Source organism: Mesorhizobium sp. M0051, assembly GCF_040323235.1.
GTDB lineage: Bacteria > Pseudomonadota > Alphaproteobacteria > Rhizobiales > Rhizobiaceae > Mesorhizobium.
On record NZ_JAMYUT010000003.1, the window covers coordinates 253,392 to 276,864 of the forward strand.

At 62.8% G+C, this 23,473-nt stretch carries 29 protein-coding genes and 1 tRNA gene; 7 read left to right on the plus strand and 23 right to left on the minus strand.

From position 1 onward, the window contains the following. Nucleotides 1-54 precede the first annotated feature (54 nt). Together NKJ90_RS05055 and NKJ90_RS05060 are read left to right on the plus strand one after the other, a co-directional pair. Nucleotides 55-1,590: an undecaprenyl-phosphate glucose phosphotransferase gene (locus NKJ90_RS05055; protein WP_023759878.1), complete on the plus strand. Its 1,536-nt coding sequence runs from the start codon at nt 55-57 to the stop codon at nt 1,588-1,590. Further along, a complete protein-coding gene (locus tag NKJ90_RS05060) occupies nt 1,587-2,837 on the plus strand; it encodes an O-antigen ligase family protein (RefSeq protein WP_023759879.1) in 1,251 nt (416 codons plus the stop codon). Before NKJ90_RS05055 ends, NKJ90_RS05060 begins: the two co-directional genes overlap by 4 nt. 65 nt (nt 2,838-2,902) lie before the next feature. Here NKJ90_RS05060 and NKJ90_RS05065 read toward each other — a convergent pair. From NKJ90_RS05065 to NKJ90_RS05075, 3 genes are all read right to left on the minus strand, one after another. Then, a tRNA-Pro gene (locus NKJ90_RS05065) sits at nt 2,903-2,979 on the minus strand. Between the two features lie 109 nt (nt 2,980-3,088). Then, entirely contained in the window at nt 3,089-3,550 is a 462-nt protein-coding gene (locus tag NKJ90_RS05070; RefSeq protein WP_023759880.1) for a YbaK/EbsC family protein, read from the minus strand. A gap of 183 nt (nt 3,551-3,733) precedes the next feature. Further along, nucleotides 3,734-4,018 (minus strand): helix-turn-helix domain-containing protein, encoded by a 285-nt coding sequence (locus tag NKJ90_RS05075; RefSeq protein WP_023759881.1) that lies wholly within the window; start codon nt 4,016-4,018, stop codon nt 3,734-3,736. A gap of 306 nt (nt 4,019-4,324) precedes the next feature. Between NKJ90_RS05075 and NKJ90_RS05080 the strand changes: the two genes are divergently transcribed. After that, nucleotides 4,325-4,528 (plus strand): hypothetical protein, encoded by a 204-nt coding sequence (locus tag NKJ90_RS05080; protein ID WP_031260354.1) that lies wholly within the window; start codon nt 4,325-4,327, stop codon nt 4,526-4,528. 143 nt (nt 4,529-4,671) lie between these two features. Here the strand turns inward: NKJ90_RS05080 and NKJ90_RS05085 are convergent, their stop codons facing one another. From NKJ90_RS05085 to NKJ90_RS05115, 7 genes are all read right to left on the minus strand, one after another. Further along, nucleotides 4,672-4,974, minus strand: coding sequence for a hypothetical protein (locus tag NKJ90_RS05085; protein WP_023759883.1), 303 nt, complete (start codon nt 4,972-4,974; stop codon nt 4,672-4,674). Between the two features lie 179 nt (nt 4,975-5,153). Continuing rightward, nucleotides 5,154-5,693 carry a MerR family transcriptional regulator gene (locus tag NKJ90_RS05090; protein ID WP_023759884.1) on the minus strand — a complete coding sequence of 180 codons (540 nt, stop codon included), beginning with the start codon at nt 5,691-5,693 and terminating at the stop codon, nt 5,154-5,156. A gap of 126 nt (nt 5,694-5,819) precedes the next feature. Then, complete coding sequence (locus NKJ90_RS05095) at nt 5,820-6,143, minus strand: integration host factor subunit alpha (RefSeq protein ID WP_023759885.1); 324 nt, start codon at nt 6,141-6,143, stop codon at nt 5,820-5,822. A gap of 103 nt (nt 6,144-6,246) precedes the next feature. Then, nucleotides 6,247-7,218, minus strand: a complete 972-nt coding sequence (locus NKJ90_RS05100) for a beta-ketoacyl-ACP synthase III (protein ID WP_352485755.1) — start codon at nt 7,216-7,218, stop codon at nt 6,247-6,249. A gap of 9 nt (nt 7,219-7,227) precedes the next feature. Further along, entirely contained in the window at nt 7,228-8,298 is a 1,071-nt protein-coding gene (gene plsX / locus NKJ90_RS05105) for a phosphate acyltransferase PlsX (protein ID WP_023759887.1), read from the minus strand. Nucleotides 8,299-8,411: 113 nt separating this feature from the next. Then, complete coding sequence (locus NKJ90_RS05110; RefSeq protein ID WP_023759888.1) at nt 8,412-8,960, minus strand: YceD family protein; 549 nt, start codon at nt 8,958-8,960, stop codon at nt 8,412-8,414. Nucleotides 8,961-8,963: 3 nt separating this feature from the next. After that, a complete protein-coding gene (locus tag NKJ90_RS05115; protein WP_023759889.1) occupies nt 8,964-9,506 on the minus strand; it encodes a ubiquinol-cytochrome C chaperone family protein in 543 nt (180 codons plus the stop codon). Nucleotides 9,507-9,620: 114 nt separating this feature from the next. On the opposite strand from NKJ90_RS05115, the gene NKJ90_RS05120 reads away from it, so the two are divergent. After that, nucleotides 9,621-10,136: an outer membrane protein assembly factor BamE gene (locus NKJ90_RS05120; RefSeq protein WP_023759890.1), complete on the plus strand. Its 516-nt coding sequence runs from the start codon at nt 9,621-9,623 to the stop codon at nt 10,134-10,136. Nucleotides 10,137-10,426: 290 nt separating this feature from the next. Here NKJ90_RS05120 and NKJ90_RS05125 read toward each other — a convergent pair whose 3' ends face one another. Next, complete coding sequence (locus NKJ90_RS05125; RefSeq protein ID WP_023759891.1) at nt 10,427-12,568, minus strand: sodium-translocating pyrophosphatase; 2,142 nt, start codon at nt 12,566-12,568, stop codon at nt 10,427-10,429. Between NKJ90_RS05125 and NKJ90_RS05130 the strand changes: the two genes are divergently transcribed. From NKJ90_RS05130 to NKJ90_RS05140, 3 genes are read left to right on the plus strand one after another with little or no spacing between them, the layout of a single operon-like run. Beyond that, entirely contained in the window at nt 12,546-12,932 is a 387-nt protein-coding gene (locus NKJ90_RS05130; protein ID WP_156938563.1) for a hypothetical protein, read from the plus strand. The genes NKJ90_RS05125 and NKJ90_RS05130 overlap by 23 nt on opposite strands. Then, nucleotides 12,929-13,132 (plus strand): type II toxin-antitoxin system HicB family antitoxin, encoded by a 204-nt coding sequence (locus NKJ90_RS05135; RefSeq protein WP_023759892.1) that lies wholly within the window; start codon nt 12,929-12,931, stop codon nt 13,130-13,132. The genes NKJ90_RS05130 and NKJ90_RS05135 overlap by 4 nt, the downstream gene beginning before the upstream one ends. Next, nucleotides 13,129-13,335, plus strand: coding sequence for a type II toxin-antitoxin system HicA family toxin (locus NKJ90_RS05140; RefSeq protein WP_023759893.1), 207 nt, complete (start codon nt 13,129-13,131; stop codon nt 13,333-13,335). The genes NKJ90_RS05135 and NKJ90_RS05140 overlap by 4 nt, the downstream gene beginning before the upstream one ends. Before the next feature lie 6 nt (nt 13,336-13,341). On the opposite strand, the gene NKJ90_RS05145 is transcribed toward NKJ90_RS05140, so the two are convergent. From NKJ90_RS05145 to NKJ90_RS05195, 12 genes are all read right to left on the minus strand, one after another. Further along, complete coding sequence (locus NKJ90_RS05145; protein ID WP_023759894.1) at nt 13,342-14,091, minus strand: ABC transporter permease; 750 nt, start codon at nt 14,089-14,091, stop codon at nt 13,342-13,344. Next, nucleotides 14,088-15,026 carry an ABC transporter ATP-binding protein gene (locus NKJ90_RS05150; protein WP_023759895.1) on the minus strand — a complete coding sequence of 313 codons (939 nt, stop codon included), beginning with the start codon at nt 15,024-15,026 and terminating at the stop codon, nt 14,088-14,090. The genes NKJ90_RS05145 and NKJ90_RS05150 overlap by 4 nt, the downstream gene beginning before the upstream one ends. Continuing rightward, complete coding sequence (locus NKJ90_RS05155) at nt 15,023-16,186, minus strand: ABC transporter permease (protein WP_023759896.1); 1,164 nt, start codon at nt 16,184-16,186, stop codon at nt 15,023-15,025. The genes NKJ90_RS05150 and NKJ90_RS05155 overlap by 4 nt, the downstream gene beginning before the upstream one ends. 313 nt (nt 16,187-16,499) lie before the next feature. After that, a complete protein-coding gene (gene osmF, locus NKJ90_RS05160) occupies nt 16,500-17,411 on the minus strand; it encodes a glycine betaine ABC transporter substrate-binding protein OsmF (protein ID WP_023759897.1) in 912 nt (303 codons plus the stop codon). Nucleotides 17,412-17,589: 178 nt separating this feature from the next. Further along, the gene (locus tag NKJ90_RS05165; RefSeq protein ID WP_023759898.1) at nt 17,590-18,807 is read right to left on the minus strand and encodes an MFS transporter; all 1,218 of its coding nucleotides are present in this window, start codon (nt 18,805-18,807) and stop codon (nt 17,590-17,592) included. Continuing rightward, nucleotides 18,804-19,304: a transcription antitermination factor NusB gene (nusB, locus tag NKJ90_RS05170; protein ID WP_023759899.1), complete on the minus strand. Its 501-nt coding sequence runs from the start codon at nt 19,302-19,304 to the stop codon at nt 18,804-18,806. Before nusB ends, NKJ90_RS05165 begins: the two co-directional genes overlap by 4 nt. Further along, on the minus strand, nt 19,301-19,795 hold the full coding sequence (locus NKJ90_RS05175) for a 6,7-dimethyl-8-ribityllumazine synthase (protein ID WP_023759900.1): 495 nt from the start codon (nt 19,793-19,795) through the stop codon (nt 19,301-19,303). Before NKJ90_RS05175 ends, nusB begins: the two co-directional genes overlap by 4 nt. Nucleotides 19,796-19,875: 80 nt before the next feature. Next, entirely contained in the window at nt 19,876-20,097 is a 222-nt protein-coding gene (locus tag NKJ90_RS33470) for a hypothetical protein (RefSeq protein ID WP_502904887.1), read from the minus strand. 10 nt (nt 20,098-20,107) lie between these two features. Beyond that, on the minus strand, nt 20,108-20,725 hold the full coding sequence (locus NKJ90_RS05180; protein ID WP_023759901.1) for a riboflavin synthase: 618 nt from the start codon (nt 20,723-20,725) through the stop codon (nt 20,108-20,110). An 11-nt stretch (nt 20,726-20,736) separates the two neighbouring features. Then, nucleotides 20,737-21,852 (minus strand): bifunctional diaminohydroxyphosphoribosylaminopyrimidine deaminase/5-amino-6-(5-phosphoribosylamino)uracil reductase RibD, encoded by a 1,116-nt coding sequence (gene ribD, locus NKJ90_RS05185; protein ID WP_023759902.1) that lies wholly within the window; start codon nt 21,850-21,852, stop codon nt 20,737-20,739. Nucleotides 21,853-21,854: 2 nt separating this feature from the next. Next, nucleotides 21,855-22,334 (minus strand): transcriptional regulator NrdR, encoded by a 480-nt coding sequence (gene nrdR / locus NKJ90_RS05190; protein WP_023759903.1) that lies wholly within the window; start codon nt 22,332-22,334, stop codon nt 21,855-21,857. 471 nt (nt 22,335-22,805) lie between these two features. After that, nucleotides 22,806-23,396 carry an invasion associated locus B family protein gene (locus NKJ90_RS05195; RefSeq protein ID WP_023759905.1) on the minus strand — a complete coding sequence of 197 codons (591 nt, stop codon included), beginning with the start codon at nt 23,394-23,396 and terminating at the stop codon, nt 22,806-22,808. Nucleotides 23,397-23,473 lie beyond the last annotated feature (77 nt).

The following is a 23,473-nucleotide window of genomic DNA, read 5'->3' on the forward strand; positions in this document are numbered from 1 at the left end:
GGGTTTCTTAGCTCTCTTTTGCTATTCACCGTCGGGAAGCTTGCGGAAAGCCCCATGAACGAGATCGACCCCGCGCGCCGCTTTTCAGCAGAGGCGGTGCGTAAATTCGACGGCCCGGCCGATGGCGATACTCCCATCGGCATGAACGATGTCGCCCGCCAGGTCGCTACGCAGTACAGGCGCGATACGATGTCGCCGATCATGGTCAGCGGCGTCCTGCGCATGGTCGAATTCGGCTTGCTGCTGCTGTCTGGGCTCGCCGTCTATTTCCATTTTGTCGGGTTCTTCAACTATCTCGCCTGGCAGTATCCGCTGACGATCGCCGCCGCGTCTTTCCTGGCCGTGGTTCTGCTCGACGTTACCGACTGCTACCAGGTTGTTTCGCTGATGCGGCCGATCGCTAATTTCAGCCGCATCCTGCTGGCCTGGGCTGGTGCCTTCGCCCTGATGGCGTTGACCGCGTTCGCCATGAAGATGGCGCAAGACTATTCGCGCCTTTTGTTCGGCAGCTGGTTCGTCATCGGTTTCGTCCTCATCTTCGGCCTCAGGCTGGTGATGTCGAAGTTGATCCGGCGCTGGGCGCGCGATGGCCGCATGGAACGGCGCGCCGTCATCGTCGGCGGCGGCAAGGCGGCGGAAATCCTGATCCGTTCGGTCGAAAAGCAGCCTTACAACGACATCCGCATCTGCGGCATCTTCGACGATCGCGGGGACAAGCGCTCGCCGCCCATCGTCGCCGGCTATCCGAAGCTCGGCACCATCTCGGAACTGATCGAATTCGCCCGCATCGCCCGCATCGACATGCTGATCGTGTCGCTGCCGCTGACTGCGGAATCGCGCGTGTTGCAGCTACTGAAGAAACTATGGGTGCTGCCGGTCGACATCCGGCTGTCGGCGCATTCCAACGCACTGCAATTTCGCCCGCGCTCTTATTCCTACATCGGCTCGGTGCCGATGCTCGATATTTTCGACAAGCCGATCAACGACTGGGATTCGGTCGCCAAGCGCGCCTTCGATATCGTCTTCAGTCTCATCGGCATCGTCGTGTTCTCGCCGGTGATGCTGGCGACCGCCATCGCCATCAAGCTGGACAGCAAGGGGCCGGTGCTGTTCCACCAGAAGCGGCACGGCTTCAACAACGAGATCATCGAGGTCTACAAGTTCCGTTCGATGTATACGGATAAGGCCGACCCGACCGCCAAGCAGACGGTGACCAAGAACGACCCGCGCGTCACCCGTGTCGGCCGCTTCATCCGCAAGACCTCGATCGACGAGCTGCCGCAGTTCTTCAACTCGCTCTTGGGTTCGCTGTCGCTTGTCGGTCCACGCCCGCATGCCATCGCCGCGCAGTCGCACAACCTGCTCTACAACGAAGTGGTCGACGGCTATTTCGCGCGCCACAAGGTCAAGCCCGGCGTCACCGGCTGGGCGCAGATCAATGGCTGGCGCGGCGAGATGGACACCAATGAGAAGATCCGCATGCGGACGGAGTACGACCTCTACTACATCGAGAACTGGTCGCTGCTGTTCGACTTGCGCATCCTGTTCCTGACGCCGGTCCGGCTGCTCAACACGGAAAACGCCTATTGAGCGCGATCAGCCATGATTTGCCGCGCGCGGCGGTCAACGCCAAGCTGATCGCACTGATCTCCTCATGCGCGGTCTTCCTCGGCATATTCCTGTCCGGCTTCGTCATCAGCGAACCGGCGCCTTACGAACTTTATATGGCGGGACTGATCGCCATCTGGGCCCTGTTCGGCCTCAGGGTGTCGCGTGCCGCAATGCCGCTCCTGGTGCTGCTGGTGACGATGAACATCGGCGGCATGATGGCGATGACGCAGATGTCGGATCTCGCCAACACGCCGCTCTATCTCGCCGTCTCGCTGTTTCTTGCCTTCACCGCCGTGTTCTTCGCCTCGGTGACGGCGGTACAACCCAGCCTCTACCGGCTGATCTTCGTCGCCTATGTCGTGTCGGCGGTGATAACCTCGCTGCTCGGCATTGCCGGCTATTTCCATGCCTTTCCGGGTGCGGCGATGTTCACCAAATACGACCGCGCCGCCGGCGCTTTCCAGGATCCGAACGTGTTCGGACCATTCCTGGTGCTGCCCGGCATCTATCTGCTCTATCTGCTGTTGACCGGACCGGTCGCACGCATGCCTCTGCTGGCAGTGCCGCTGCTGATCATCACGGCGGGCATCTTCTTTTCCTTCTCGCGCGGCGCCTGGGGCATGTTCGCCGTCTCCGCTGTCCTGCTCACCGGCTGCCTGTTCCTGCAGAGCGCCAGCGGCATGTTCCGGCTGCGCGTGGTGGTGATGACGATCGCCGCGCTGGCACTGCTGGTCGTCGCCATGATCGTCATCCTGCAGCTGCCCGGCGTGTCGGAAATGTTCTCCAACCGCGCCCATCTCGAGCAGAGCTACGACACCGCCCGCCTCGGCCGCTTCGCCCGCTACGGGATCGGCTTCCAGATGGCGATGGAGCATCCGTTCGGCATCGGTCCGCTGGTCTTCGGCAAGATTTTTGGCGAGGACACCCACGACATCTGGCTGAAGATGCTGATGGACTATGGCTGGCTCGGCTTCGTGTCGTTCCTCGCGCTCGTCTTATGGACGATATCAGCCGGCTTCCGCATCCTGCTGCGCGACCGTCCGTGGCAGCCCTATCTCCTGTGCGCCTATGTCGCCTTCATCGGCAATATCGGGCTCGGCACCTTCATCGACATCGACCACTGGCGTCACGTCTATTTGCTGCTCGGCCTGATCTGGGGCGCGATCGCACTGGAGTATCGCCATCAGCGACTGTTGCGGCCTGCGTCGGTACAAGCAAGAAGCTAAAGATTGGAACCTGATCTGGCTGGATTTCCAGCCAATGCGGACTCGGGGGAAGTCCTGCCTCAAAATGGTCGGAGTGGCCGGATTCGAACCGACGACCCCTTGACCCCCAGTCAAGTGCGCTACCGGGCTGCGCTACACTCCGGACCGGTCGCGATGTATCGTGATAACCCCGGTCGGGTCAACCGAAATTCGGCGCCTATCATGCCGGTACGATCGCGGCTGCCGGCGAGCCCTGCAATACCGGGCCTGACCTACCCTTGGCAGACATCGACCCACTCAGCACCAGTGAGATCGATCATGCGCTGTAGCGCGATTCGCACCGCGGCATTGGTGGCGCCTGCGGCTGGCACGACCTCGTCGAATTCGCGCAGCGATACATCACAGAAGGTCGGCAGTGGCGCCGGCAGGCCGAACGGGCAGACGCCGCCGACCGGATGGCTCGTCGCTTCGACAACCTCGGCGGCGTCGAGCATGCGCGGCTTGCCGCCGAACTGGTCCTTGAACTTGCGGTTGTCCAGCCTGGCGATACCGCTGGTCACCACCAGCATGGTGCGATCGCCGACGCGCAGGCAGATCGTCTTGGCGATCTGTGCCGGCAGCACGCCATGCGCCTCCGCCGCCAAGGTCACCGTCGCCGAACTCGCTTCCGTGACGATGACATCGATGTCGGGTGCGCGGGTGGCGAAGAAGGCACGAACGGATTCCAGGCTCATCGTCAAAATCCATGATTCAAAAGTTGATGAATGGCAGAGTGACTTCCAGCGGATTTTGGCCGCCGCGCGTATGAACACGCGCGACACACAAATCGGCAAGCCCCAGACTGAAGCGAATGCAGCGGCAGGTACAAAGAACCCGCCAAGGAGGCCTTGGCGGGTTCTTGGAACACCTGGTGCAGATTATGACAGGGATCGGCCTTGCGCGGCCGGCGTTGGCACGGCCGGAGTGATCAGGGCCTCCTGGGGAAGTCGAAGCGCGGACACAATACGACGCAGCTTCAACGGATCGGTCACCTTGCCGCTCTCGATATCCTCAATCTCGTCGACCGCCAGACCGCACGTCAGGGAAAGCTTTTCCACGCTGTAGCCGCGGGCCTCCCGCATCGCTCTGAGGGTGCTGTAATCAGGCCCGCTCCCGTTGATTGCCGATTCGGGGCGGGCTTCGCTTTTTGCATTATGGGGCATTGGCAACTCCATGACTGAAAGGTTTGATCAAATGAGGAGTGTTGCCTGAGACGACCGGGAAGATGCCCGCTCGCCAGCGATTTGCCAAGAGCCAAACGGACCGTCACGGGATCGTGAACCAGCCGCCTGCGAGGCGCGGCGTTTCGGCCCTGGCGATGATGACGCCGGCGGCCCTGGATTGCGTAGAAACAGTCCGGAAACAAGATTCTACAATCGGGAGATACTGACGAAAAAATTCAGGAGCGTAATCCCATTCGCGGCGATCGGATGACCGAGCCGATGAACCTGCTAAGAAGGAAACGATCCATGAAGAAGTCCCTCCTCTCGACCCTCGGGCTTGCAGTTGCACTTGCTTTCACGGTGCCGGTGATCGGCGCAACGAGCGCGGATGCGGCCCCGATGGCAAGACATCATCGTCATCACCACCACGCTGTTTGCCACTATGGGATGCATCGCCGCCATCACGTTCATCACCACCACATGAAGAATATGATGAGGAAGGCCTACTAACATGCCAACCAGAAGACCGGCCTTGGCTACTTGTTCAAGGCTGGTCTCCTCTTGGCACTGCGGCGCGACACGATGCGGGCGCGTCGATTTCGTCGAACGACAGCGTCGGGGATCTTCAGCATCCGAATGACCGGGCCTACTCCTCAGCGCCGGCTGAACAGCAGGCTGGCGACGAGGCCAACCACCACAAGGCCGACCGCAGCGGCTACCGCCGGATGATCGCGGGCCGACTTCTCGATCACTCTGCCCCGTTTGCGGATTGCCGGCATGGCATCGCGCAGACGTTCGGCAAGATCGGAATAGGTGTCGAGCGCGGCATCGCGACCGTCCTCGTAGTAGGCACCGCCTCGCTTGGCCACTGCCTTTCTCAGGCTGGCCAATTCCTTGGTCAGAGCCGCGACCTGTCTGTCGATATCCATGCCAGAGAGGGTCGAAGATGATGCCATGATGTGTTTCCTTCACGTTTAGAAGGAAGCGTAACGCCTCATCGGAAGACGGGTTCCGGTTTTCGAAATATCGATATCGGTTCGGGCAGCTCTATCTCTTTGTTTTTACGCAATTCCCAAAGGGAAAGCGCTGTGCGCTTTTCCCGGCAAAACCGTTTCACACTTTTGCTGGAATTGCTTTAGCGCACCTGGTCAAGCAGGCGCTTGCATTCCAGAAGATCGAACAGCGCTTCCTGCAGCAGCGCGCGATTGTCGCGCGAGAGTTTCGACGCGTCCGGCTGCACCGGACCGTCCTCGTCGCTCTTGCCGAGGCCGAAAAAGCGGCGGCTGGGTTTGACGCGCGGCTGGCCAACCAGTTCGTCGTCCATGCCGCGCGGCTGGGCCGCGGGCGTCAACGGCACTTGATCGGCCTGCTTTCGCTGCGAAATCGCCTCAACGGCCGCCATGTCGCCACTGCCGATGGCGACCAGGAAATGATTGCCGTTCTCGCGCAACAGCTTCTGCACGCCCTTGATGGTGTAGCCCTGGTCGTAGAGCATGTGGCGGATGCCCTTGATCAGTTCGACATCCTGCGGCCGATAGTAACGACGGCCGCCCCCGCGCTTCATCGGCTTGATCTGGGTGAAACGCGTTTCCCAGAAGCGCAGCACATGCTGCGGCAAATCGAGATCTTCAGCGACCTCGCTGATGGTACGAAAGGCGTCGGGGCTCTTGTCCATGGGCGAATCCTCACGCTGGACGATGATCCGGCTTTACCCTGCCGAATCGGGTCTCATTTCAGCGGTTTATGAAGCAATATTCAAGCCCGGCGTCATGGCGGCGGCGGTTTTCAACCGCGCGATGGTCTACTTGCCGCTTTTGGCCTTGCCGCTTTGGTGGGAGCGCAAGATACGGTTCTTCAGGACGTTCGACGACTTGAAGGTCATCACCCGGCGCGGCAGGATCGGCACTTCTTCGCCGGTCTTCGGATTGCGGCCGATGCGCTCGTTCTTGGAGCGAACGTGGAACGTCGCGAAGGACGACAGCTTCACCGTCTCGCCACGGACGATCGCCTCGCAGATTTCGTCCAGCACCGCTTCGACGAGTTCGGCCGATTCAGTGCGCGACAGGCCGACCTTCCGGTAAACCGCCTCGGCAAGGTCGGCGCGCGTAAGTGTCTTTCCCCCCATCCGACCGTCCCATCAGCTCAAAACATAAAATTCGGCACAACAACGATAGAGCCTAAGTAATTGATCCGGCAAGGTCAAGGACCGAAACCGGACCGTTTGGCACTTACCAGCGAACCAGGACCGCACCCCAGGTGAAGCCGCCACCCATGGCCTCCAGAAGCACCAGATCGCCCTTCTTGATGCGGCCGTCCGCGACGGCCACCGAAAGCGCCAGGGGCACGGAAGCAGCCGAGGTGTTACCGTGCAAATCGACCGTGACCACCACCTTTTGCTCGGCTATCCCGAGCTTCTTGGCGGAAGCGTCAATAATTCGTTTATTGGCCTGGTGCGGCACGAACCAATCGAGGTCATCGGCGGTGATGCCGGCTTGCGCGAACGTCGCTTGGATGACGTCGGTAATCATGCCCACCGCATGCTTGAAGACTTCGCGGCCCTCCATTCGGAGGTGGCCGACGGTGCCCGTGGTCGACGGCCCGCCGTCGACGAAAAGCTTGTCCTTGTGAGTACCGTCCGAGCGCAGGCTGGCCGCCAGCACGCCACGGTCGGCGATTGCGCCAGTCCCCTCGCCGGCTTCCACGACCACGGCACCGGCGCCGTCGCCGAACAGCACACAGGTCGAGCGGTCGCTCCAGTCGAGGATGCGCGAGAACGTCTCCGAGCCGATGACTAGGACGCGCTTGGCGAGACCGCCGCGGATGTAGAGATCGGCGGTGGCCACGGCATAGACAAAGCCCGAGCAGACCGCCTGCAGATCGAAGGCAAAGCCGTGATGCATGCCGAGCCGGTTCTGGATATCGACGGCGGTGGCCGGGAAGGTGTTGTTGGGCGTCGAGGTCGCCAGCACGACCAGATCGATGTCGGCGGGCGTGAGACCAGCATTGGCAAGCGCTGCGCGCGCCGCCGCCTCACCGAGCGAAGCCGTGGTCTCGTCATCCCCAGCGATATGGCGCTGGCGAATGCCGGTGCGCTGCGCGATCCACTCGTCGGATGTTTCGACCATGCCTTCGAAATCGGCATTCTTCATGATTCTGCGGGGCAGCGCGGCGCCCGTGCCGCGCACGACTGATCTGATCAAAGTTCTTTCCTATTCCTTTGCGTCGGTTACGACGTCGGATTTCCTGTTTGCCTGGGCATGCGGGTTGCGCGCATGGAACAGGTGGAGGTCGGCCTCGATGCGGTCGAGCAGATTGTTGCGCACCATATCATAGCCAAGCTCGATCGCCGCAGCGAAGCCGTCCGAATCGGCACCGCCGTGGCTTTTCACCACGATGCCGTTCAGTCCAAGGAAGACGCCGCCGTTGGAGCGGCCGACATCCATCTTTTCGCGCAGGCGATCGAAAGCGCCCTTGGCGAAAATGTAGCCGATCCTGGCCATCAGCGTCCGGCTCATCGCCGCGCGCAGATAACCACTGATCTGGCGCACCGTGCCTTCCGCCGTTTTCAGCGCGATGTTGCCGGCAAAGCCTTCGGTGACGACAACGTCGACCACGCCCTTGCCGATGTCGTCGCCCTCGACGAAACCATGATAGTTCATCGAGGCCATGTTGGCTTCGCGCAGCATGCGCCCGGCCTCCTTGACCTCTTCCTGGCCCTTGATCTCCTCAACCCCGACATTGAGCAGGCCAACGGTCGGCCTGGCGACGCCGAAGACCGAGCGCGCCATGCCGGTGCCCAGAATGGCAAAGTCGATCAGCTGGTGCGCGTCGGCGCCGATGGTGGCGCCAACGTCCAGCACCACGCTTTCGCCCCGCAATGTCGGCCACAGGGCCGCGATCGCCGGGCGATCGATGGTGGCCATGGTGCGCAGGCAGAATTTCGACATCGCCATCAGCGCGCCGGTGTTGCCGGCGGAAATGCAGGCGTCCGCCGTGCCGGCCTTGACCGCTTCGACCGCCTTCCACATCGACGACTTCCAGCGGCCCTGGCGCAGCGCCTGGCTCGGCTTGTCGTCCATTCTGACCGCCACCTCGCAATGGAAGAACTCGGTGACCGCGGCGAGCTTCGGAAATTTGGCTAGTTCCGGGCGCACGACCTCCTCACGCCCGAAGATGACGAAGCGGATGTCGGGACGGCGGGTCGCGACGGTCATGAGCGCCGGAATGACCACGGCTGGTCCGTGATCGCCGCCCATGGCATCGATGGAAATCCTGATCACGCGGTATTTATCTCACGGTTAGGCGGCAGGTCGCTTCAGCGACCGCGAAGGTTCGGCGAAAATAACGGTTTTGGGCTGCCGCACAACCGGCTTTTCCGTCACGGGCGAGGTTTTCAGGATTTTCCCAGCAAGGATCGCAGTTTTTGCTGAAATTCATTCTCCGCCGGTTCGGTCTCGCTGCCGGCCGCCAGCGAGGCACCCTGCTTGCGCGGATAAGGGTCGATGGCCAGTCCGAAGTACTGTTCGGCAAGTGCCCCGACATCGATCGTGTCACCGGAAAACGTTTCGGGACTGTCAGGGCCTTCGGCGTCGAGCAGGATCTCGCCGCCACCCTCGAAACCCTGCCGTCCCAGCTTGGAGTCCTCAGGCAGCAACAGCGCTTCGACCGGTTCGTCGATATGCGCCCCGATGGGCTCGAGCGTGACGATACAGGCCTGGGTGATGTCGGCTTCGACACGACCGCTGACCTTCACGCCATTGCGCTTCCATGACGCCACCAGAAGCTCGGCGCGATAGGATTCGACCGAAATCAGCCCGTGCTCCTCGGCCAGCGCCGCACGCTGTGCGGCATCGGCCTCGATAACCACCGGCAGACCCTTCTGCGGCAGGCGAGTGACGTTTGCGCGGAAGGATACCGGGCTTTGCAGGTCAACGTGCTTCATTGTTCAATCTCCCTTGGCAACGGGAAACGCCAGCGTGCCGGCGACAATCGATTCGGATGACTGCGCGGCCAGTTGATCGCGAGCATCGGTGACGTAGTTGGCAAGGAGCGATGCTTCCGGCCAGGCGCCGGAGTCGGGCCGGACATTGCGGGCAAGGGCTGCGGTGAGCCCGTTGCGGTCATTTCTTTCCAGCGCATCGTCATATGCGGCGGTTCGGCCATAAAACATCCTTGCCAACTTTTTCATGCGCTTGGGTACACCGACATCGCCAACGCCCAATTCCCGCAGCGAATGATCCACGTCGAGGAAGAACTCGTCGATCAGCACCTGGGCAACCTCTTGCGCCACGCCACCCTCGCCGCGCAACCGGTGCTGGAACAGGAACATGTGCAGCGACAGCATCTCGAAACGGCCAAGCGGCGTGTCCGGCACATTCCAATGGGAATAAAACACGGTCTGCCGCGCGGCCGCCACGATTTGTGCGTAAAGCGCCTCGGTGATAGCGCGGTTGGCGTGGCGTTCGCGGCCAAAAAGGCGCTGGAACATTGGGGATGGTCTCCTGGGGACCGTTTGTTGAAGTGGCCTTGTTGCATCGGCAAGCAAGCTGGTTTACCGGTTTCGCGGCCCAGCGCAAGTTGCGGCCAGCTAATGGAGTTGTTGTTGCGCGCCCTGAATTTCAAGTCGACCTACTCGTCCAGGCCCGCCGGCGCAATCTCGCTGCTGGTTATCATTTCGGCGCTATCCGCCTGCCACACCTCCAAGATGATCGGCGACCTCAGCCCGAGCGAGACGCTGACGCAAGGGTATGTCATCGACCAGCAGGCAATCGATTCGGTGCCCGTCGGCTCTAGCCGCGAGCAGGTGCTGCTGGCGCTCGGCACGCCGTCGACGACGGCGACCTTCGACAATGAGGCGTTCTACTACATTTCGCAGACGCGCAAGCGCTACGTGGCCTTCGACAAGCCGAGGCTCGTCGACCAGAAGGTGCTGGCGGTCTATTTCGGCGCCGACGGCCGCGTCACCCAGATCGCCAAATATGGCTTGAAGGACGGCAAGATTTTCGACTTCATCTCGCGCACCACACCGACCGGCGGCAAGGACCAGAACTTCCTCAGCCAGATCATCAACGGCGCCAGCAAGCTGGCCCCCGGCGTTCCCGGCGGCGGCACTCCCTGATCTCAGACCGCCCGGAGAGGGCAGCACCATCTCAGGCGACCAAAAACCCGCGGGAGCGATCCTGCGGGTTTTTGTTATGGCCACGGTCAAGGCGAGGCGGCGGAATGCTCGCCAAACAGAATTAGAGTGGCCGACAGTCGAGACGCGGGCCAGGCCTGGGCGCTTGCGTTATCGCGAACGCCGCGAAGGCTGGGCCGAAGAGAAGCACTGAGGGATCGACGTCGTTATCGTTCAATAGCAAAACCCGCGGGATCGCTCCCGCGGGTTTTGTTTCGACCAATGCTCTTCGATCAGCCGTGCGCGAGCACGGCCAGCAGCAGGAGAGCCACGATGTTGGTGATCTTGATCGCCGGGTTGACGGCCGGGCCGGCGGTGTCCTTGTAGGGATCGCCGACCGTGTCGCCGGTCACCGAAGCCTTGTGCGCCTCGGAACCCTTGCGATGCTTGACGCCGTCCTTGTCGACAAAGCCGTCCTCGAAGGACTTCTTGGCGTTGTCCCAGGCGCCGCCACCGGAGGTCATCGAGATGGCGACGAACAGGCCGTTGACGATGACGCCGAGCAGCGAGGCTCCCAGCGCTGCAAAGGCGGACGCCTTCGAGCCCGAGATCAGCAGCACGCCGAAATAGACGACGAGCGGCGCCAGCACCGGCAGCAGAGACGGGATGATCATTTCCCGGATCGCCGCCTTGGTCAGAAGATCGACCGCGCGGGCGTAGTTCGGCTTGGAAGTGCCGGCCATGATGCCCGGATCCTCGCGGAACTGCTTGCGCACCTCCTCGACGATGGCGCCGGCAGCACGGCCGACAGCCGTCATGGCGATGCCGCCGAACAGATACGGGATCAGGCCGCCGAAGATCAGGCCGGCAACGACGTAGGGGTTGGAGAGATCGAAGGAGATCTCGCCCATGCCCTGGAAGTAGGGATATTTGTCGCCATTGGCGGCAAAGAACTTCAGGTCGTTCGAATAAGCGGCGAACAGCACCAGCGCGCCGAGGCCGGCCGAACCGATGGCGTAGCCCTTGGTCACCGCCTTGGTGGTGTTGCCGACCGCGTCGAGCGCGTCGGTGGAGTGGCGCACTTCCTTGGGCAGGCCGGCCATTTCAGCAATGCCGCCAGCATTGTCGGTGACCGGGCCGAAGGCGTCGAGCGCAACGATCATGCCGGCAAGGCCGAGCATAGTCGTGACCGCGATCGCCGTGCCATAGAGCCCGGCGAGCTGATAGGTCGAGATGATGCCGCCGACGATGACGATCGCCGGCAGTGCCGTCGATTCCAGCGAGACCGCAAGGCCCTGGATGACGTTGGTGCCGTGACCGGTCACCGACGCCTGGGCGATGGAGTTGACCGGGCGCTTGTTGGTCCCGGTGTAGTATTCGGTGATCACGACGATGAGACCGGTCACCGCGAGGCCGATCAGGCCGCAGATGAACAGGTTCTTGCCGGTGATGACCATGCCCGCGACAGTGCCGACCTCACCCCAGCCAAGACATACGGAGGTGGCGACGCCGAGACCGACGACGGACAACAGGCCGGTGACGATCAGGCCCTTGTAGAGGGCGCCCATGATCGAGCCGTTAGAGCCGAGCTTGACGAAGAAAGTGCCGACGATCGAGGTCAGGATGCAGGCGCCGCAAATGGCGAGCGGATAGAGCATCGCAGCACCCAGAACGGCGGTGCCGCCAAAGAAGATGGAGCCGAGAACCATGGTGGCGACAACGGTCACCGCATAGGTTTCGAACAGGTCGGCGGCCATGCCGGCGCAGTCGCCGACATTGTCGCCGACATTGTCGGCGATGGTGGCGGGGTTGCGCGGATCATCCTCGGGAATACCGGCTTCGACCTTGCCGACGAGATCGCCGCCGACATCGGCGCCCTTGGTGAAGATGCCGCCGCCGAGACGGGCGAAGATCGAGATCAGCGACGCGCCGAAGCCGAGCGAGACCAGCGAGTCGATGACGATGCGGTCATCGGGCTGAAGGCCCAAGAAGTGAGTCAGGACAAGGTAGTAGATCGACACGCCAAGCAAGGCCAGGCCAGCAACGAGCATGCCGGTGATGGCGCCCGACTTGAACGCGATGTCGAGGCCGGCAGCGAGGCTGTTTGATGCGGCCTGAGCCGTGCGAACGTTGGCGCGAACGGAGACATGCATGCCGATGAAGCCGGCGGAGCCCGAAAGCACTGCACCGATCAGGAAGCCGACCGCGGCGGTGATGGACAGCAACCACCAAGCGAGCACGAGGACGACGACGCCAACGATGGCGATGGTGGTGTACTGACGCGCCAGATAGGCTTGTGCGCCCTCGCGGATGGCCGCGGAGATTTCCTGCATGCGTGCATTGCCCTGATCGGCCGCAAGGACCGAACGTGTCGCCCAGATGGCGTAAAGGATTGAAAGCAGGCCGCAGGCGATGACGGCGGAGATAATTGTCATTGCCGGATTATCCTCGATTGATGGCCCAAAAGAACCCCTCCCTGGGCCGTTGAGACAAAGACCGGATTCCGCGCACGGAATCCGCCTCTTCGCAGCGGTGTATGCGAAACAGGGCTGCGAACGTCAAGATATTGTTCGGTTTTTGCCCGGCTTTCGCCCAAAAGTGGAAAGCGGCGCCATTCTCATCGGCGCCATTACTGAATTAGATCGATTGAATGAGAACGATTTCGTCTGGTTGCCGGCGATAGGGTCGGACGCTCTGTCTGATCCAAACCGACGCTGCGGAGTAGGCCGCACGATCGCCTGCTTTGCAAATGCTCATCGCGAGCATATCTTCTGGACCAAGGCAGGAGTTGATCGATGAAATTCAAAGCTATTGTCCACGAAGCCGAGGAAGGTGGATTCTGGGCCGAAGTCCCCGCCATTCCAGGGTGCGCAACGCAGGGAGAAACCCTGGACGAGCTGTTGGCAAATCTGCGCGAAGCCATTGAGGGCTGTCTTTCAGTCGACCTTCCGTCGTCCTTGACTTCGGAACCCGGCAGGATCGTGGAAGTCGCAGTTTGAAGCCCATTTCCGGCAAGGAACTCTCGCGGGCAGTCGAGCGACGCGGTTGGGAGCTTCTGCGTGTCGCCGGAAGCCATCATATCTACGGAAAGCAGGGAAGCGTCGTACGTCTGTCGATTCCGATACACGGCAATACGCCGCTCAAGACTGGCCTGTTGCGTCATCTTATGAAGATGGCGGAAGTTGGCGAAGATGAAATCTGAAACCGACTACTCTGCCTCCCGGCCCATGCGACGCGCCGTGTAGCGCTCGATCGCCGACAGGCCGTCATAGATCAGCACGGCCAGAGCCGCCACGATCAGGCCGCCCTGAAGGACGAAGGCGAGGTTGTTGGACAACAGCCCGGCGATGATCACTTCGCCGAGCGTCCTGGCGGCCACCGTCGAGCCGATGGTGGCGGTGGCAAGGCTGATCACCACCGACAGTCTGATGCCGCCGAGGATGATCGGGGCGCTGAGCGGCAGTTCGACCTTGATGAGCCTTTGCCAGCCGGTCATGCCGGCACCGCGCGCCGCCTCGACGACATTGGCCGGCAGCGTCGTCAGGCCGGTCAGCGCATTTTCGAAGATCGGCAACAGCCCGTAGAGGAACAGCGCGATCAGCGTCGGCCTCTCGCCGAATCCGACGGCCGGCACGGCAAGCGCCAGCACCGCCACCGGCGGAAAGGTCTGGCCGATGTTGACCAGGCTGCGCGACAGCGGCAGGAATTCGGCGCCGGCCGGCCTTGTGACCAGGATGGCAAGCGCTACAGCGACAATGGTCGCGGCCACGGTGGCGATCAGGACGGTGCGCAAATGCAGCAATGTCAGCGTCAGCAGGCTGCCCTGGTTGTAGATTACCGGCGCGTTGTTCTCCGTCAGCGGCTTCAGCAGCGGCTCGAACCAGCCGGGATTGGTGACGAAAGCAACGAGCAGCACCACCAAGGCTAGCCTGAGCAGCGATGGAAGCCAGGGCTTCATGCCGGCCTCGCCGCGCGTTTCACCAGACCGTCGACCGTGACGCGGCCAAGCGACTTGCCGTCGGCGCCTTTGACGGGCAGCGCCGGCCTGCCTGACCACAGCAATTCAGCCAGTGCATCGCGCTGGCTGGCGTCGCCGGGGATCGCTTCGCCTTCGGCGGAGCCCTTCTCCACGGCATCGCGCACGCGGCCGAGTGAAAGCAACCGGAATGGCCTTTCGCTGGCGCCGACCAGGGTCTCGACGAAGGCGCTTGCAGGCTTCGCCAGGATCTCGGCGGGCTTGGCGTATTGCACCAGCTTGCCGGCATCCATGACCGCGATCTTGTCGCCCATATGCACGGCCTCTTCCATGTCGTGGGTGACGAGGATGATGGTGGTGCCGAAGCGCTTCTGGATCGCCAGCAGATCCTCCTGCGCCTTGGTGCGGATGATCGGGTCGAGCGCGCCGAACGGTTCGTCCATCAACAGCACGTTGGGCTCGGCGGCAAGCGCGCGGGCAACGCCAACGCGCTGCTGCTGACCGCCCGACAGTTCGTGAGGATAGCGCGGCCCGAATGCTTCGGGATCAAGCTGATAGAGCGTCATCAACTCGTCGACCCGGGCCTTGATGCGGGCCTTGTCCCAGCCAAGCAGCACCGGCACGGTGGCGATGTTCTGCGCTACCGTGCGATGCGGAAACAGGCCGTGGCCCTGGATAGCGTAGCCGATGCTGCGGCGCAGTTCGTAACCGGGCAGCGAACGATTGTCGGCGCCGTCGAGTTTGATGATGCCCGCGGTCGGCTCGACCAGCCGGTTGATCATGCGCAGCAGCGTCGTCTTGCCGGAACCGGAGGTGCCGACAATGACGGCGATGGTGCGCGGCTCGATGACCATCGAAACGTCATCGACCACTGTTGTCGCGTCATAGCGCTTGGTAATGCCTTCGATCTCGATCATGCCGTTTCAACCCTGCGCTTGGTGGCAGTCATTTCGATCACCGCATCGAGAATGATGGCGGCGGCAAAGGCGAGCGCGACCGTCGGCACGGCGCCGAGCAGCACAAGGTCCATCGCCGTCTGGCCAACGCCCTGGAAGACGAACACGCCGAACCCGCCGCCACCGATCAGCGCGGCAATGGTGGCAAGGCCGATATTTTGCACCAGAACGATGCGGATGCCTGTGAGGATGACAGGAAAAGCCAGCGGAAACTCGACGCCGAACAGGCGCTGCCTGTCGGTCATGCCCATGCCGCGCGCAGCGTCGTTGGCGGCGCGCGGTACGCCAGCGAGACCGACCACGGTGTTGGCCACCACCGGCAGCAGCGAATAGAGGAACAGCGCGACGAAGGCGGGTGCTGTGCCGATGCCGCGAATGCCGAGCGCGGCAGCCCCCGGCACATGCGTGGCAACCCAGCCGAGCGGCGCGATCAGCAGGCCGAACAGCGCGATCGAGGGAATGGTCTGGATGATGTTGAGCACGTTGAGAACGCCGGCGCGCAGCCTTTCGACGTGATGGCAGAGAATGCCGAGCGGCAGACCGACGATCACCGCAGCCGCCAGCGAACCGAGCGCCAGCGTCACATGCTTGGAGCCCTCGGCCCAGAAACTGTCGGCGCGGTTGAAATATTCCTTCAGGATCGACAGATTGTCCCAGCTTCCCGAAATCAACAACAGACCGATCGCCAAAGCCGCGACCACGAGCGCGCCAACCCTCGCCCAGGGCGACAGATTCAGCCGTGTCAGCACGTCGGCGAGCAAGAGCGTGAAGGCAAAGATGAGACTCCAGAAACCGGAGGCCGGCGAAATTCTCGCAAAGGTGTTGCCCGCCGGCGTAAGAAATGTGCCGGCGACGCCGATCAGCAGCGCGAGTGCGGCAAGCGCCACCGCGCTGGCTGCCAGGCGCAGCGCGAGCGGTGTCCTGAACAGCGCGACAAGTGCCGCGGCGACTATGATGGCGAGCAGCATCGGCCCGGTCGCTGCCGGCAATGCCTCGATAATCGAGCGCGCCTGACCGGGGACGATGCGGTTGGCACGGAACGTGGCAAAGGGCGCCGCAAAAGCCGCGTAGGCTGATATCGCGGCGATCACCACGCCGAGCTTGTCGAAGCGGAGGGTCATGGCTGCCCCTCATGAGGAGCGATTTGCCACGTCTCGCAGCTCTCTCTGGGGATTAGCGAAAGCCGACGCGATATCCAATCTCCCCCCTTGCGGGGGAGATGGCCGGCAGGCCAGAGGGGGGTGTGAAGGATCGCCAACTTTCGAGCGGCTTGTTCAGAAGCAACCCTGTCGAGGCACGCACCTTTGACGGTTTGAGAGGTCGGCGGGGCAGCACCCCTCTCTGTCCTGCCGGACATCTCCCCCGCAAGTGGGGAGATCAGCAGCTTCCAGAGGGAGGTGCCTTGCACCGGTGTCACTATGAGCTAGGTGCAGACTATTTCAAAAACCCGTTCTTCTTCAGGAAGTCTTCGGCGACGCCCTTGACCGGCTCGCCGCCGACCTGCACGCGCCCGTTCAGTTCCTGCAGCGTGACGAGGTCGAGCTTGGCGAAGACCGGCTTCAGCAGCGTCTCGATCTCGGGGTGTTGTTTCAGCACCGCTTCGCGGATGATCGGCGCCGGCTGGTAGACCGGCTGGACGCCCTTGTCATCATCGAGCACGACGAGGCCAGACGGCGCGATGCCGCCATCGGTGCCGTAGACCATGGCCGCGTTGGCGCCGTTGGTCTGGTTGGCCGCCGCGGCGATGGTCGCCGCCGTGTCGCCGCCGGAGAGCGTGATCAGCTGGTCCGGCTTCAGTGTGAAGCCATAGGTGGTCTGGAACGCCGGAAGTGCTGCCGCCGAATTGACGAACTCGGCGGAAGCCGCCAGCACCACCTGACCGCCGCCCGCGACGTACTTGCCGAAGTCTGAAAGCGTGGCGAGCTTGTTGGTCTCGGCGACCTCCTTGCGCAGCGCAATCGCCCAGGTGTTGTTGGCGGGCGACGGCGACAGCCAGACGATCTTGTTGGCGTCATAGTCAAGCTTCTTGGCCGTCTCATAGGCCTTGGCGGCATCCTTCCACACAGGATCGTTGGCCTTCTCGAAGAAGAAAGCGGCGTTGCCGGTGTATTCGGGATAGATGTCGATCTCACCGGCGGTGATCGCCTTGCGCACCACCGGCGTACCGCCGAGCTGAATGCGGTCTGTTGTCTTGATGTTGTTGGCGTTGAGCACCAGCTGGATGATGTTGCCGAGCACGCCGCCCTCGGTGTCGATCTTCGAGGAGACAACCACCTGAGCACTGGCGGAAGCCGCCGTGATGCCGAGCGCCAATGCCGCGCCGGCCAGAACCTTGACTGAAAGCATCGTGAAAACCCCTTGCTAAGAACCGTAATGCGGTGGCCGCATATGAGCATGGCTTCAACGGCCAGTCGGGGCATACGGTTTCATAACAATACGCGCTGACGCAATATTTTTGTTGCGGTGCGGCAGATGCGGCCGGCCTTATGCTGACAGCGCTGTGTCAGGTGAAGCGGCGAAGGGATCAGACTTCGACTTTGCGCAAGCCGGTGAGCTTGAGTGCGCCTAGCGCCACGAAACACAGAACGGTGACCGGGAATATCATCCAGTTCAGCATCTCCCAGCCCCAGGCGTTATAGACCATGCCTGACATCAGCGAAGCGCAGGCGACGGAGCCGAACAGGACAAAGTCGTGGAAGCCTTGCACCTTGCCCTTTTCGGACGACCGGTAGCTGGCCGACACCATCGCCGTGGCGCCGATGAAGCCAAAATTCCAGCCAAGGCCGAGCAGGATCAGCGACGTCCAGAATTGCCACAACGCCAGGCCCGACAGGGCGACAATGGCGCAGCCAATGAGCAGGATCAGGCCGGTCGCCACAATGCGTTCGGGGCCGAAGCGATGGATCAGCGAGCCGGTGAAGAAGCTCGGCGCGAACATCGCCATGACGTGCCAGGAGATACCGAGCGTCGCGTCGTTCTCAGACAGGCCGCAGCCAACCATGGCCAGAGGAGCGCCGGTCATGACGAAGCTCATCAGCGCATAGCTGCCGACCGCGCAGAACAATGCCGCTACGAAACGCGGCTGCGTCACGATTTCGGCCAATGGCCTGGCGTCGCTGTCGGTGATCTCTACCCTGCTGGATGCCTTTGCCGGCAGCCGCAGGAACGACAGGATGATGGCGCCGACCGCGGCCAGCGGCAGGATGGCGGCGAACGAACCGGCAAACATCACCGGCGCCAACAATTCGCGGGTGAAGATGACGATCTGCGGCCCGAGGATGGCGGTGACGATGCCGCCGGCCAGTACGAAGGAGATGGCGCGCGCCTTGAATTCCGGCGGCGCATTGTCGGCGGCGGCGAAGCGGAACTGCTGGACGAAGGCACCCCCGACACCGATCGTGAGCAGGCCAAAGGCAAACAGCCAGAAGCTGCCCTGATAAAGCGCCAGCGTGGCGACCAAGCCGCCCAGCGCCGTGACGATCGTGCCGATCATGAAGCCGTCGCGCTGCCCCATGCCGCGGATAATGGCCGCTGCTGGCAGCGCGCCGAGCGCCACGCCGATGTTGAAGCCGGTGATCGGCGCCGTCGCCAATGATTTGTCGGGGCCAAGTAGATATTGCCCGGCCAGCGCCCCCATGGAGATGGCGATGGGGGCCGCCGAGCCGATGATCGCCTGCGAAGCGGCGAGGATCAGCGCGGTGCGACGCGCTTCCTTGCCTGCCTCAACGGCAATTGCCGTCATGATGCGTCCTTGCCGCGCCCCTCGCCTCGCACCCGGCGCGACACGCGGTCGAGCACGGCATTGACCAGCTTCGGCTCGTCTTCCTCGTAAAAAGCCTTTGCGATGTCGACATATTCGGAGACGATGACGGCGACAGGAACATCCTCGCGCTTCATCAGTTCATAGACGCCGGCGCGAAGAATGGCGCGCAGCGTCGAATCGAGCCGGGACAGCGGCCAGTCCTCGGTCAACGCCTGGCGGATGATGGGATCGATGGTCTTCTGGTTCTCGACGACACCCGCCAGGATGGCGCGGAACCATTGCGCATCGGCCTCGCGGTAAAGCGCCCCGTCGACTTCCTTGCCGAGGCGAAAGGCCTCGTATTCGGCCGTGATCTCGAAGACGCCGCTGCCAGCCACATCCATCTGATAGAGCGCCTGCACGGCGGCCAGACGGGCAGCTCCGCGCTTGTTGGCGTGGCGCACCGCGGGCTGGCCGGGCGAAGCGGGGTCGCTCACGACAGCGCTCCCAGTTGTTCTTTGAGGGCAATCATGGTCAGCGCCGCACGCGCGGCAAAGCCGCCCTTGTCGCCTTCCGAACGCTTTGCACGCGTCCAGGCCTGGGCGTCGTTCTCGGTGGTCAGGATGCCGTTGCCGATGCAGACGGAGTCCTGCACGGAGATATCCATCAGAGCACGGCTGGATTCATTGGCGACGATGTCGAAATGATAGGTGTCGCCGCGGATGACGGTGCCAAGCGCAACAAAACCGTCGTAGTTTGTGCCGCCTTCGGCCATGCCGTCGAGCGCGAAGGAAATCACCGCGGGGATTTCGAGCGAACCGGGGACGGTGACAACGTCATAGGTCGCTCCAGCTTCATCGAGCGCGCTTGTCGCGCCATCGAGCAGCGCGTCGGCAAGGTCGTCGTGGAAGCGCGCCTCGATGATCAGAACGCGTGCCTTCTTCTTCGGACGGATAAACGCTTTGCCGTGTTGGGATGTGCCAGCCATAAAAGTCTCCGGGGATCGCCGGTGACTTAGGCCGAAGCCGGATTGATCGCAAGCAGAAGATTGCTGGAGGCGTGTCGCGCCTATAGGCTCTTTGGACATGGTGCTGAGACCTGGCCGGCGGCACCAAGGCTGTCAGCCCAGGCAGCAACGGCTTCGTGATCCACAACACGGCCAGCGTCTACATCGGCTAAGGCTTCTCGCGTAAGCCGTTCTTCCTCCTTGGAATCCCTGCTTTCCATTCCAGCTACTTCCTCAATTGAACAACGCGGCGACCTGCCTTGGAGGGCTCGCAAGTCTATCATTTGACCGCCACTATAGCCCCTCTTTCGCGGCCTCCACCAGCCGCGCCGCGTAGCGGGCCATGGTGTCGATCTCGATATTGACGCGGTCGCCGACCTTGCGCTCGCCCCAGGTGGTCACGGTCAGCGAGTGGTGGATCAAAAGCACGTCGAAGCGCGTGCCTTCCACCTTGTTGACGGTGAGCGAGGTGCCGTCGAGCGCCACCGAGCCTTTTGGCGCAATGAATTTCGCCAGCTCGCGCGGCGCCTCCAGCGTGAAGCGCACCGCGTCGCCCTCATCCTTGCGCTCGACGATCTCGGCCATGCCGTCGACATGGCCCGAAACGATGTGGCCGCCGAGTTCGTCGCCGATCTTCAGCGCCCGCTCCAGATTGATCCGCGTGCCCGATTTCCAGCCCATCGCCGTCGTCAGCCTGAGCGCCTCCTCCCAGGCCTCGACCTCGAACCAGCGCGCGTTCGAGCCGCTGTCGGGCAAGCCCGTAACCGTCAGGCAGACGCCGCCGCAGGAGATCGAGGCGCCGATGGCGATGGTTTCAGGGTCATAGGCGGTGTCGATGCGCAACCCAACCCCTTCCCTGAGCCGCTTGACGGAAGCGATAGCGCCGACATCGGTGACAATCCCTGTAAACATCGATGTTGATCCTAAATGTCTCTTATCCACTCGGCATAGCGGTCTTCGCCGAAACGCATCTCGCGCAGCTTGCGAAAACCTGCCGGGATATGGTCGAGGTCGATCGGCGATGCAATGCCGTCATCACCGATCGCTTCCGGCCCCTGGAACAGCACGATGCGGTCGACCAACCCATCGGCGAGGAAGGCGCTCGCCACCTTGGCGCCGCCCTCGACCAGCACGCTTGCCATGCCGAGCGCGGCGAGATCCTCAAGCAGTTCGGGCAGTGCGACACCGCCTTCATGTGTTTCGGTGCCGATGAAGCGCACCCCGGCGCGTTCCAGCATAGTCCGCCGCTGCGGATCGGCCTCCAGGCTAGCGGCGACATAGAGCGGTACCCGGTCCACGCCCGACACCAGTTTCGAGGCCTCCGGCAACCTGATCTGGCGGTCGAGCACGATGCGCGCCGGCGAACGGTTCTCCAGCCCCGGCAAGCGTACCGTCAGGGCCGGATCGTCTTCAAGGGCTGTGCCGATGCCGATCAGTATGCCGTCCGCCTCGGCCCGCATCAGATACACCTCGCGGCGCGCGATATCGCCGGTGATCGACACCTGCCCCTCGCCCTCCCTGCCGATCTTGCCGTCGCTGGAAAGCGCAAGCTTGAGAACCACTTCGGGGCGTTTTCTCAGCGATCGAATCAGATAGCCGGCCATCTGCTCGGCAGCTTCCCCGGCCAAGACCTTCTCGACCACCTCGACACCGGCGGCACGCAGGATTGCGTAGCCCTTGCCGGACACGCGCGGATCGGGATCGCTGGCCGCGCCGACGACGCGCGCGACGCCGGCATTGACCAGCGCATTGGCGCAAGGCGGCGTGCGGCCATGATGGGCGCAAGGTTCCAGCGTGACATAGGCGGTAGCACCACGCGCGAGCTCGCCGGCCTCGGCCAGGGCCTCGGTCTCGGCATGCGGGCGGCCGCCGACAGCGGTGACGCCGGTGCCGATGATCATGGGACCGTTGCCGTCATCGCGCACGATCAGCGTGCCGACAGACGGATTGGTCGAGGTGCGCCCGGCGTTCTTGCGTGAAAGGCGGAGCGCCGCCGCCATGAACCGGCGATCAAGGGCGGCCTGTTCGCTTGCAGTCATGCTCAGCTGGCGTCCTCTTCGCCTTTGGCTTCGTCTCCCTTGAGTTCGCCCAGCAATTCGTGGAAATCCTTGGCCTCGCGAAAATTGCGGTAGACCGAGGCGAAGCGGACATAGGCGACATCGTCGAGCGACTTCAGCGCTTCCATGACCAGGCGGCCAACCTCGCCGGAGGCGACTTCGGTCTCGCCGGAGCTTTCGAGCTGGCGCACGATGCCGGTCACCGCGCGGTCGATGCGCTCGGGATCGACATTGCGCTTGCGCACGGCGATCTCAACCGAGCGCAGCAGCTTGTCGCGGTCGAACGGCACTTTGCGGCCCGATTTCTTGACCACCACGAGGTCGCGCAACTGCACGCGCTCGAATGTGGTGAAGCGGCCGCCGCAATCGGGGCAGACGCGCCGCCTGCGGATCGCCGCGCCATCCTCGGCCGGGCGAGAATCCTTCACCTGCGTATCTTCGGACTGGCAATAGGGACAGCGCATGGAGAGCCTTTGGTTGGCGAATCTGGCGAAGCGAAAGGCTTAGAGCCTTTCCGGCCCCGATTGAAGCATTTCTGTCCCTTCGACGGCCTGCCGCATCAGAGATAGCGAGGCGCGAGGAAGATTGCCAGCGCGGCAACCAGCCAGATGGCGATGCCGCCGGCGACAGCCAGCCGGTAGTCGACACGATCGATGAACAGCAGCAGGCGCCAAGGAAAGCGAGATAGGCAGGAATGGTCTTGACGCCGGCGAGGCAGGCATCGCGAAAGCCGCCTGGTTCGCCCCTGGCGCCCACGGCGAGCAACGCGATGACGGCAAATGTCGGCGCCAGCGGCAGGATCCCGGGCAAGATGTTGCCGCGCTTGGACGCCCAGACGATCAGCGCCGTCATCAATCCGCCGACTACGCCTTTCCAGACGATATCCATTCAATGCTTCCCTCTAATGCCTGCCCAATGCCTGCCAGACAGCAGCTTCAAGGTGCGACGTCGGCTGTCGCGAAGCCACAGGACATGCCAAGGCTGCGGTAGGCCTTGGAGAAACCGTCCATCGAGATGGTCGCGACCGGCTGTTTGCCGAAGACCACGTCGAGCGTGGTCGCACGGCGCATGGCGCGCAGCAACGCCAGGCCGGTCTTGGGCTTGTTCTCGACCATCCAGGCGAGACGGCCGGCGACGGACTCGTCGGAATAGACGGTTGCGGCAACCTGACCGGCGGCGTCGCCGAATTTTGCCGCGATCTTCTTGCCGGTCGGAAGATCCTTGTTGCCGATGGCGATCGTCATCGCCGGGTAAGCATCCGGCGGCAAGGCATCACCATTCGAGATCGAAAGGGTCAACGTACCAGGATAGCCGCCGCTGTCGACGAAAGCGGTCGAGGCGACGCAGGTCTTGCGCGCATCCTGGCCCGTGTCCAGGACATCGACGATGGTGGCCCATCTGCCGAAGGTGCCGGTAGCAGGTACGTTTGGAGTGGGCTGGGTCTGCGCGAAGGCACTGCCGGACAGTGTCAGGAAAGCGACCAGCCAACCATGGGCCCCAAGGGTGGTGAGGCGGAAATTGCGCATCATCAGATCTCCTGTTCGGCGCGCCACCCAACAATGGGCAGGCGCGCCGCTGGCCGATAAGAGATGACGCCTCGCGT